Source organism: Tardiphaga sp. (genome assembly GCF_025356345.1).
Classification (GTDB): domain Bacteria; phylum Pseudomonadota; class Alphaproteobacteria; order Rhizobiales; family Xanthobacteraceae; genus Tardiphaga.
On sequence record NZ_JANXTC010000216.1, the window covers coordinates 1 to 10486 of the forward strand.

Annotated in this window: 8 protein-coding genes; 1 reads left to right on the forward strand and 7 read right to left on the reverse strand. The window is 65.0% G+C overall.

Going from position 1 to position 10486, the window contains the following annotated elements; all coding sequences use genetic code 11:
* The 7 genes from Q0S16_RS13315 to Q0S16_RS13345 form a co-directional block, all read right to left on the reverse strand.
* Positions 1–305, reverse strand: a 305-nt coding sequence (locus Q0S16_RS13315; RefSeq protein ID WP_295848953.1) for an amidase family protein, incomplete at its 3' end; no start/stop codon positions are given.
* The gene (locus Q0S16_RS13320) at positions 295–480 is read right to left on the reverse strand and encodes a DUF4089 domain-containing protein (protein ID WP_295848955.1); all 186 of its coding nucleotides are present in this window, start codon (positions 478–480) and stop codon (positions 295–297) included. The genes Q0S16_RS13315 and Q0S16_RS13320, both read right to left, overlap by 11 nt.
* An 82-nt stretch (positions 481–562) precedes the next feature.
* Positions 563–2389, reverse strand: a complete 1827-nt coding sequence (locus Q0S16_RS13325; RefSeq protein WP_295848957.1) for an ABC transporter ATP-binding protein — start codon at positions 2387–2389, stop codon at positions 563–565.
* A gap of 220 nt (positions 2390–2609) precedes the next feature.
* The gene (locus Q0S16_RS13330; RefSeq protein ID WP_295848958.1) at positions 2610–3506 is read right to left on the reverse strand and encodes an ABC transporter permease; all 897 of its coding nucleotides are present in this window, start codon (positions 3504–3506) and stop codon (positions 2610–2612) included.
* A gap of 4 nt (positions 3507–3510) precedes the next feature.
* Positions 3511–4524, reverse strand: a complete 1014-nt coding sequence (locus tag Q0S16_RS13335) for an ABC transporter permease (RefSeq protein WP_295848959.1) — start codon at positions 4522–4524, stop codon at positions 3511–3513.
* A gap of 193 nt (positions 4525–4717) precedes the next feature.
* On the reverse strand, positions 4718–6337 hold the full coding sequence (locus Q0S16_RS13340) for an ABC transporter substrate-binding protein (RefSeq protein ID WP_295848961.1): 1620 nt from the start codon (positions 6335–6337) through the stop codon (positions 4718–4720).
* Positions 6338–6621: 284 nt separating this feature from the next.
* Positions 6622–8181, reverse strand: a complete 1560-nt coding sequence (locus Q0S16_RS13345) for a methyltransferase domain-containing protein (protein WP_295848962.1) — start codon at positions 8179–8181, stop codon at positions 6622–6624.
* A gap of 181 nt (positions 8182–8362) precedes the next feature.
* Between Q0S16_RS13345 and Q0S16_RS13350 the strand changes: the two genes are divergently transcribed.
* Entirely contained in the window at positions 8363–10429 is a 2067-nt protein-coding gene (locus Q0S16_RS13350; RefSeq protein WP_295848963.1) for a TonB-dependent receptor, read from the forward strand.
* Positions 10430–10486: the final 57 nt, after the last annotated feature.

Sequence of the window (10486 nt, forward strand, 5' to 3'; positions counted from 1 at the left end):
TTCGAGCCGGCGCGGGTCGGTAGCCCCTCAACGTCGAACAGGTTTTTCACCGCGAACGGCACGCCGGCCAGCGGGCCGACGCTTTGGCCGGCCGCGATCGCCGCGTCGACGGCCTTTGCCGTGGCGCAAGCGCGTTCGGCCGTGACGTCGGTAAAGGCGTTGAGGACGGGATTATGGCTGGCGATGCGCGCCAGGGCGGCCTCGGTCACGGCCAACGCGGTCACCTGTTTCGTTGCGACCGCTTTCGCGATGTCGGAAGCGGAGCGCCATTCAGCATCGGGGGATGTCACGGGATCAGGCCGCATAGATACTGGCCGGTTCGGCTTCATCGGGCAGCACGAATTCCTCCACCGACCGCGCCATCTTCAGCGTGACGGCGAGATTGGCACGGATCGTCGGCTTCCAGGCGTCTTCGACCGGCAGGCCGAGCACGTTCGCCACGGCGTCGATATAGTCATCAAGCGGATCTGGTGCGGTCATCTCGTACTTTCGCTATGTTACGTTGATCTCGTTCGTCATTGCGAGGAGCCCTTGCGACGAAGCAATGACGGCTTCGAATCTCTCACGCATCGATTGGCAACGGCGGGTGCGGGATCGCCGACAGCAGCTCCTTGGTATAGTCGTCCCGCGGCGCGCCGAGCACGGCTTCGGTTGACCCCTGCTCGACGATTCGCCCTGTCCGCATGACGATGACACGATCGCACAGCAGGCGCACCACATTCAAATCATGCGAGACGAAAAGATAGCTCATCCCCATCGATTGCTTGAGGTCCTGCAGCAGGTTCAGCACCACCGCCTGCACCGAGACGTCGAGCGCCGCGGTCGGCTCGTCCAGGACGATCAGCTTCGGCTGTAGCGCGATGGCGCGGGCAATGCCGACGCGCGCCTTCTGGCCGCCGGACATCTGGTGCGGGAAACGATCCAGCAGATCGAGCGGCAGTCCGACCTGCCGCGCCAGTTCCTCGCAGCGGGCGCGCAGCGCGTCGCCGCCCTTGATATCGCCAAGCCGCAGGATCGGATCGGCGATGGCGCGGGCCGCGGTGAAGCGCGGATTGAGACTGTCGGTCGGATCCTGAAACACCATCTGGATGCTTTTTCGCAGCGGCAGCCGCGCGAAGGCATTGGGCGGGATGGCGCCGATGTCGTCGCCGTCGAAATGAATGCCGCCGGAGGTCTTGTCGATCAGCCGCATCACCATCATCGACGTGGTGGATTTTCCGCAGCCGGACTCGCCGACCAGCCCGACGCTCTCGCCATGGCCGACCGTGAACGAGATGCTGTCGACGGCGCGAAACTGGTCCGGCTCGGCCGCCGGTTTTCGCGCGAACAGTTTTGCCAACGACGCCGTCGCGCCCTGTCGGGCGTATTCCTTGACGAGGTTGTCGACGCGCAATAGCGGCTGCGCACCGGCGGGAGTGTCCCCTCCCCCCTTGTGGGGGAGGGTCAGGGAGAGGGGGGCCGCGGGCGACGGCGCTTGTGGCGCCCCCTCTCCCGTCCGCGCTATCGCGCGGCCACCCTCCCCCACAAGGAGGGAGGGGACGCTGAACACTGGCATCGCGGCCCGCTCTTCCGGCGGCAGCAGGTCTCGCAGGCTGACGCCGAGCCGCGGCGTCGCCTGCATCAGCTTTTTCGTATAGGGATGCTGCGGATTGGCAAAAATGTCGGCCGACAGCGCCGTCTCCACCACCCGGCCCTTTTCCATCACCACCACGCGGTCGCAATAGGCGGCGGCGAGGCCGAGATCATGGGTGATCAGGATGGTCGACAGGCCGCGGCTTTTTGTCAGTTCGACAATCAGGTCCATCACCGTCTTTTGCGTGGTGACGTCGAGGCCGGTGGTCGGCTCGTCGGCAATCAGCAATTGCGGATTGCAGGCCAGCGCCAGCGCGATCACGACACGCTGGCACATGCCGCCGGACAGTTCGAACGGATAGGCATGGTAGCGCTCGCGCGGCCGCGCGATCTTCACCGCCTGCAGCGCCTCGATCGCTTTTTCGGCGCGGTCATGGCCGCTGGCCTGGACGTGCTGACGCAGCACGTCCTCGATCTGGTCGCCGACCTTGCGGATCGGGTTCAGCGCCGCGCGCGGATTCTGGAAGATCATCGAGATCTCCCTGCCGCGCAAATCGCGCATCTGGCTCTCCGAGGCGCCCCTGAGGTCGACGCCGGAGAACATCACCGAGCCTTCGGCGATGGTACCGGCGCGGTCGAGAATCCGCATCACCGCATAGGACGTCACCGACTTGCCGGAGCCGGACTCGCCGACAATGCCCAGCGTCTCGCCCTTGGCTACGGTAATGTTGACATGCTGCACGGCCTTCACAATGCCGCGGCGGGTGGCGAATTCGACGGTGAGGTCGTTGATGTCGAGCAAGGGCTGGGCGGTCATGCTGATGGCTCCACACGGACGGCACGCCCCCTCGCCCCGCTGTTGCGGGGAGAGGGTTGGGGTGAGGGGCTCTTGCGATCCGCGAAAAATGACCGTGATAGTGAAGCTTGTGCCCCGCCCCTCACCCGACCGGCTTCGCTGCGCTTCGCCGGTAGACCTATCCCCGCGAAGAGCGGGGAGAGGTTAGGAAGCGCACGAGACTTGAGCACGGCTGCCATCCTCACGTCCTCCGGGAGGGGTCGACGATGTCGCGCAACCCGTCGCCGAGCAGGTTGAAGCAGAACACCGCGATCATCAGCGCGAGGCCGGGAAACAGCGCGATCCACCATTCGCCGGAGACCATGAAGGAGGCGCCTTCGGCGACCATGATGCCCCATTCGGCGGTCGGCGGCCGCACGCCGAGGCCGATGAAGGACAGGCCGGCGGCATTCAGGATGGCGTAGCCCATGGTCAGCGACATCTGCACGATCATGATCGGCATGATGTTCGGCAATATATGCACCAGCAGGATGCGGATCTCGCTGTTGCCGGACAATCGCGCGGCCTGCACGAAGCCGGCGTCGCGGCGCACATTGGCCTCGGCGCGGGCGACGCGGGCATAGAGCGGGAAGTTGACGATCGCGGTGGCAATGATGATGTTCTGCACGGTGTTGCCCAATGCGGCGACAATGCCCATCGCCAGCACGAACAGCGGAAACGCCATGATGGTGTCGCTGATGCGGCCGACGATGCGGTCGGTCCAGCCGCCGAAATAGCCGGACGCAATGCCGGCGAGGCCGCCCATCGCGAACACCAGCAGCACCGAGGCAATCGCGATGAAAAAATCGAGCCTTGTCGCGACGATGACGCGGCTGAAAATATCGCGGCCGAGCTGGTCGGTGCCGAACCAGTGCAAGGTCGAGGGCGGTTTCAGCGCCTGCGCGGTGTCGGAGGCCAGCGGATCCCACGGCACGATCGAGGGGCCGAACAGCGCGGCGAACACGATCAGCACCAGCAGCCCGAAGGCGAAGGCCGTGACGCGATTTTCGCCGAGGATGTAGCAAGTGTGCTGGAAAGTCGCCGCCAGCGCGGAGGTGCGCGCGGGGACGGGTTCGATGGTGGGCGCGACGCTGCTCATGGGCTCAGCCCTCCATCCGGACGCGGGGATCGATGACGCCGTAAAGAATATCGATGATCAGGTTGATCAGCACGTACATCACCGCCATCGTCAGCACAAAACCCTGCACCGGCGCGAAGTCGGACGAGATCAGTGCCTCCACGGCGTAAGAGCCGATGCCCGGCCAGGCGAACACCTTCTCGACCAGCACGTTGGCGCCGAGCAGGAACGAAAACGTCATCGACAGCGTGGTGATGACCGGCAGCATGGCATTGCGGAACGCATAGGTGACGATCACCGTGCGCGGCGACAGGCCGGACGCGCGCGCGGTGCGGACGAAATCCGACGACAGCACCGCCAGCATCGAGGCGCGGGTCATGCGTGCGATCGGCGCGAGGGAAAAGATCGCCAGCGTCGCGGTCGGCAGGATCAACTGGTTGAAGGAGGATCGAAAAGCTTCCCAGTCGCGCGCGAGCATGCTGTCGATCAAATAGAAATTGGTCACCGAGGGCGGCGTGGTGGCGAACACATCGAGCCGACCCAGCGGCGCCGGGGACCAGCCAAGTCGGAAGTAGAACACATAGACCAGCACCAGCCCGGTGAAGAACACCGGCAGCGAGACGCCGGCGGTGGTGGTGATGCGACAAAGATGGTCGATCCACGAGCCGGGCTTGGTCGCGGCGACAATGCCGAGCGGAATCGCGATCACGATCGAGACGATCAGGCCCAGCAGCGTCAGTTCGGCGGAGGCCGGCAGCCGGTTGCGGATCTCGGTGGCGACCGGCTGGCCGGTGGTGAGCGAGTTGCCGAAATCACCTTTGGCGAGATCGGCCGTGTAGCGAAAGAACTGTTCGATCAGCGGCTTGTCGAGGCCGAGCTTCTTGCGGATTTCCTCGATGGCGTTCTTGTCCGCCGAGGGGCCGGCGAAATACGCCGCGGGATCACCGGGCAGCGCGCGGGTCAGCAGGAAGGTCACGATCACGACGCCGATCAGCGAGGGAATCGCGAACATCAGGCGCTTGGCGATCAGGGACAGCATGGCGAGGCGCTCCTTTCTTCCCTCTCCCCTTGTGGAAGAGGGTGGATCGAAACCGCGAAGCGGGTTGGAGACGGGTGAGGGGGCGCCGCGACACGAGAGGCTATCCCCTCACCCGGCCGTGCTGCGCGCGGCCACCCTCTCCCACAAGGGGAGAGGGAAGGAAGAGCCCAGCGCGCCGCGGCTGCCATCATGCTTACGCCTTCACCAGCGCGCGATAATCGAGGCGGCGGTGGAACCAGTATTGATAGCCGGAGATGTTCTTCTGCATCGCGACGTTGACATAGGGCTGGTACAGCGGAATGCGCGGGATCTCGGTGAAGGCCAGATCGACAAAGCCCTTCACATCGGCATCATAGGCCGCCGTGTCGCCACTGGCCGCCGCGACGCGGGCGCCGTTGATCAGTCTGTCCATCTCCGGCGACTTGTAGTTCATGGTGTTGAACACCGAATTGTCGCCGTGATAGCACCAGTAGAAGAAATATTCGGGGTAATCGAGCCAGCCGGAGAACACGTTGGTATAGAGCGGCATCTCCTTCTTGTTCAGCTCGGTGCGCCAGTTGGCGCCGGGGATCTTGTTGATGGTGGTGCGGATGCCGATCTGGCCCAGGCTCTCCTGCACCAGGATGCATAGCGGCTCGTTGACGACGGCAAAACCGAGGTCGAACGAGATCGTGGTCTCGAAGCCGTTCGGATAGCCGGCCTCGGCGAGCAGCGCCTTGGCCTTGGCAATGTCGGTATTGTACTTGGTGGCTTGCGGCCACGCCGCTTCGGTGGGCTTGTCTGCGGAGGCGCCGAACATCGGGTTGGCGAGGCCGAACAGCACCGCGTCGATGATCTTCTGATACGGAATCGCATAGGCGACGGCCTGGCGCACCTTCGGATTGTCGAACGGCGCTTTTGTCACGTTCATGCCGATATACTGGATGCCGTTGGAGAACGGCAGCGACACCACGTCGAGCTTGCCGTTGGCCTTGATCTCCTGAAAATCCTTGTAGGGCAGTTCATAGGACATGTCGGCATCGCCGCGCTCCAGCAGCGCGCGGCGGTTGCCGGCCTGCGGCACCATGCGCCAGATCACCCGCTTGATCTTCGGCATCGGACCCGACACCCAGTCATCATTGCGCTCCATGATGACTTCGGTGCCGGCGGTCCACTTCGTCACCCGGTAGGCGCCGCCGCCGGCCGTCTGCATCTTGGTATATTCGAGCCCCCAGGGATCCTTCTCGCTGGCGTTCTTCTTCACCAGTTCGGAATTGATCACGCAGGGCACGATGACCGCGAGATCGGGAATTGTCAGCCGGTCCTTGGTCATGAAATCGACGCGCACGGTGTGGTCGTCGACGACGACAAACTGCTCGGGCTTCTTCAGCGAGCCGGCGCTCATCTGAAAGGTTGGAAAGCCGCCGACCGAGACCGAGCGATCCAGCGACCACTTGACGTCCTTCGCCGTCACCGGCGTGCCGTCGTGGAATTTGGCGTTCTTGCGCAGCTTGAAGGTCGCCGACATGTCGGAGACCTGCATGTCCTCGGCGAGTTCGCCCTTGATCTTGTCGCGGTCGTAATAGGGCACGCCGCCGGGGCCGGCCTTCATCTCGTGGGTGATCAGCCGGTCATAGCAATTCCACGACACCTCGTAGCCCGGCACGTTGGTGCCGACGCCCATGATGTCGAGATTGTTGGGGCCGCTTTCGGAGACGATCAGCAGCGTCTCCGAGCGGGCATCGGCCTTCGCGGCGGAAAAGATCGCCGGAGCCGGCACCATGGCGCTGGCTGCGACGCCCGTCACCGTCTTCAGAAAATCACGACGCTTCATCGATGTCTCCAGCGCATGAGGGGCATTTCTGGAGAAGTCTTCGCAAGGTTCGTGCCAGACGATCCGCGCGACCACGCGCCGATCAACCTATTGATGATACTGAAATATATGAAATTGGCAGGTGATCCGCGGGCTGGCCCGGTCTTGCCGCATTGCATACAAAGACGGACATTTGCTTATGAATTATACATATTTTCAGCGACGCACGGACAGCGGGCAGAGGCCTCCGGATGGCTTTTTGCTACCCGCCTTCACCCCGACCACCACGTTGTCGTCGCAGGCACTTACTTACGGCGGAACACCAGCAACACCCCCGCGACGGCCGTGCCGGCCTCCAGCCGTAGCGCGGTGTCCGCGCGTTCGACCAGCTCGAAGCCGGCTTCGGTCAATGACATCAGATAGGATTCGCGATGGGCAAAACGCCCCGAGGGCAGGATCTCGAAATCCGCCATCAATGCCCGTTCGATGCTGATGGCGAACAGGCCATCCGGTGATGTGGCCCGCGCCACCGCGGCGATCAACTCGTCGAGCCGGCCGAAATAGATCAGCACGTCGGCGGCAAACACCAGATCGAACGACGCCGGATGCGCGGCGAGAAATTCGATCGCCTCGCTTTTGACCAGCGCGCGGTAGCTGCCGCGCCTGGCCGCCTGCGCCAGCATCTGCGCGGACAGATCGACGCCAACCAGATCGGCGCCGAAGCCGGCGAGATATTCTCCGGCAAGGCCAGTGCCACAGCCGAGATCGAGCATCCGCGCAACGGCCGGGCGATGGCGGCCGACCAGCGCGGCGAGATCCTGCGGCACCCGATAGGCCAGCACGCCGACCAGCCGCTCGTCGAAGCCGGCGGCGAAGCCGTCGAAATAGGCTTCGACATAGTCCGTCGGCACGGCGTCGATGGCGCGGCCGGCCACCGCGTCGTTGAGGTGCCGCTGGACCGGATCGCCGGGATCGTGGGCGAGGCGGAATTTCCCGACCGCCAGCGCGGCGGCGCGGTAGCCATAGGCGCTGAGCAGCGCAAAGCCATCGCGGGTGATGTCGCGCAGCGGCTCGGCCTCCACGCCAGCGAGGGCCGGATAGTCGGCAAGCGCCTGCGCGAGGTCGCCGGTGATGATCGCGGCGAAGGTTTTCGCGCGGGCGTATTTCTGCAGGCTATGGCCGGACAGCGGCGCCACCGACGCCGCCTGCGCGAACGCCTCGGCGCTTTCGGAAAATTGCGCCGCCATGTACAGCGCATGGCCGAGCGACAGCGAGACGACGGCGTCGACATCGCCGGGCGCGGCGACGCGGCGCAGGCTGGCGACCGCCGCCGCGAAGCGCAGCGTTTTCATCTGCAGGAGGCCGAGCCCGAAATGCGCGTCGGCGAGATCCGGATCGAGCGACAGCGCGCGACGATAGGCGTCCTCCGCCAACGGATCATTGTCGAGATTTCCAGCCAGCACCGCATATTGCAGCCACGTCGCGGCATGGGTCGGGTCGATCCGCAGCGCCTGGCGCGCACAGCACGTGGCCAGATCGAAACCCGATGCGCCCTGAAAGGCGCCGGCGAGATCACGCCACAGCCAAACTTCATCCGGCGCCAGCGATAGCGCCGCGGTGAAGGCTTCGATGGCTCGCTGGTCGTCGCCCGATTGGCGGCACAGCACGCCGAACCGCCGCAACGCCAGCACCGGATGGCGGTGCCTGGCGCGCAGAGCGGCAAAATCGGGGAAGTCCGCCGTCCAGCGCGCGACCCGTTGTTGCACGGCGTCGGCGTCAGGCAATTCGACCGCGGCTCCGTCGCCCGTCAGCATCGTGACGGCCGGTGGATCGCAGCGCTCTGGGGTGATCGGGTCGCCTGTCATCATCCGCGTCCCGGAGTTCGAATCGCCAAGCCGCGCAAGGCGATGGGCACGGCGCTTTAGCAGCAAGCGACGGTCCCGATCGACTGTTTTGCGTTGTCCGGCTTGACAAGGCGAGGCTGGCCATTCCTTATTGCGAATAATTCGCACTTGCATTTGCATGAGGTGAATAAGGAGGATCGACGTGCGTTCAAAATCCGGAATCAGCATGGTGTCGGCGATTGGGGCGAGCTGGCTGTCGATCGCAGCGGCCGGGACGGCCGGCGCCCAGGAAGTGCTGCCGGAAATCGTTGTGGCCGGCGAGCGCCAGGCGGGCGATGCCTTCCAGTCGACCACCAGCCTCAGCGGCACCGAGCTGCAGCGCCACACCGCGGCCTCGCTGGCCGACCTGCTGTCGACGCAGCCGGGCATCGCCGCCTCGACCTTCGCGCCGGGCGCCAGCCGACCGAACATCCGCGGCCTCGACGATTATCGCGTCCGCATCCAGGAGAACGGCATCGGCAGCCATGACGCGTCGGATTTCAGCCAGGACCACCAGGTGCCGGTCGATCCGCTGTCCGCCGACAAAATCGAGGTGATCCGCGGACCGGCGACGCTGCGCTATGGCAACCAGGCGATCGGCGGCGTGGTCAATGCCAGCAACAACCGGATTCCGGAAAACCTCGTCCCTGAAAATTTTGCCGCGCGTATCAAGGGCGCCTCGGCCTCGGTGGACCGCGGCCTGGAAGGCGCCGCCAGCCTCGACGCCAGCGGCAACAATGTCGCGTTTCACATCGACGCGTTCGGCAGAAGCGCCGGCGACTATCGGATACCGGGTGGCGTGCAGGCCAATACCAGCCTGCGTTCCGACGGCCAGTCGGTCGGCGGATCGTGGATCTTCGATGGCGGCTATATCGGCACCGCGATCCAGCATCTGTCGAGCCTGTACCATATCCCCGGCAGCAACGACGCCCGGCAGAATACGCGCATCGATCTGGAGCAGACCAAGATCACCAGCAAGGGCGAGTGGCGCGCGCCCACCGAAGGCATCGACGCGGTGCGTTTCGGTTTTGGCGCCAGCGACTACAAACATGACGAGCTTGGCATCGGCGCCGGCGGCATCGACGGCGTGCAGAACACGATCCGCAACAAGGAGATCGAAGGCCGCTTCGAACTCGACCACGCCGCCGTGGCGACGCCGCTGGGCGCGCTGACCGGAAACTGGGGCGTGCAGGCCAGCAACCGCCAGCTCGGCACGTCCGGCGCGCTCGGCGGCCTGCTGGCGCCGACCAATACCGATGCCGTCGCCGGCTTCGTGTTCGAACAGCTGCAGCTGTCGGAGACGCTGAAATGGCAGGCGGCCGGCCGGGTCGAGCACCTCTCGGTGTCCGGCCTGGCGCCGCGCTTCCCCGCCAGCCTGCTGCCGCCGCCGAACCTGTTCACGGAGACCGCGGCGAGCCGCGATTTCGCGCCGAAGAGCTTCAGCCTCGGCCTGCTGAAGACGCTGCCTTGGGACATGGTGGCGTCGCTCAGTGCGCAGCGGGCGCAGCGGGCACCCGCCGCACCCGAACTCTACTCCCGCGGCTCCGACGGCGCGTCGGGTACCTTCGTGATCGGCAATCCCGACCTCAAACTCGAAACCGCGGAATCGATCGAGCTCGGCTTGAAGCGCGCCCGCGGCCAGCTGCGCTTCGAGGCCAGCCTGTACTACACGCGCTATCTCGACTTCATCTACAAGCAGGTCACCGGCAATCTCTGCACCGACGTGTTTGCCAGCTGCGGTGCCACCGGACCGCTGCTGCAGGTCGCCTACGCCCAGCGCGACGCCAATTTTCGCGGCGGCGAAATCTCGGCACAGCTCGACGTCACGCCGCTTGGCGACGGCATGTTCGGCGTCGACGGCCAGTTCGACATGGTACGCGCCACCTTCGCCGATGGCAGCGGCGTGCCGCGCATCGCGCCGATGCGCGCCGGCGCCGGCCTGTGGTGGCGCAGCGCCGAATGGCATGCGCGGCTCGGGCTGCTGCATGCCTTCACCCAGAACGACATCGCCATCAACGAGACCGCCACCGCGGGCTACAATCTGCTGAAGGCCGAATTCAGCTACACGCATGCTTTCGTCAAATCCGACGGCGGCCCGCGCGAAATCAGCTTCGGCGTCAGTGGCGACAATCTGCTCGACGAGCGCATCCGCAACCATATCTCGTTCAAGAAAGCAGACGTGCTGCAGCCCGGCCTTGGCGTCCGACTGTTCACGAATCTGAGATTTTGATCGCGATGGCCGCCATGCCCTCCCCGGAAACGCTGCATTCTGCGATGCAGCGTGAGA

Coding starts and splice junctions, on each gene's coding strand:
- Q0S16_RS13320 (WP_295848955.1), bottom strand. CDS start 480: ATGACCGCACCAGATCCGCTTGATGACTATATCGACGCCGTGGCGAAC.
- Q0S16_RS13325 (WP_295848957.1), bottom strand. CDS start 2,389: ATGACCGCCCAGCCCTTGCTCGACATCAACGACCTCACCGTCGAATTC.
- Q0S16_RS13330 (WP_295848958.1), bottom strand. CDS start 3,506: ATGAGCAGCGTCGCGCCCACCATCGAACCCGTCCCCGCGCGCACCTCC.
- Q0S16_RS13335 (WP_295848959.1), bottom strand. CDS start 4,524: ATGCTGTCCCTGATCGCCAAGCGCCTGATGTTCGCGATTCCCTCGCTG.
- Q0S16_RS13340 (WP_295848961.1), bottom strand. CDS start 6,337: ATGAAGCGTCGTGATTTTCTGAAGACGGTGACGGGCGTCGCAGCCAGC.
- Q0S16_RS13345 (WP_295848962.1), bottom strand. CDS start 8,181: ATGACAGGCGACCCGATCACCCCAGAGCGCTGCGATCCACCGGCCGTC.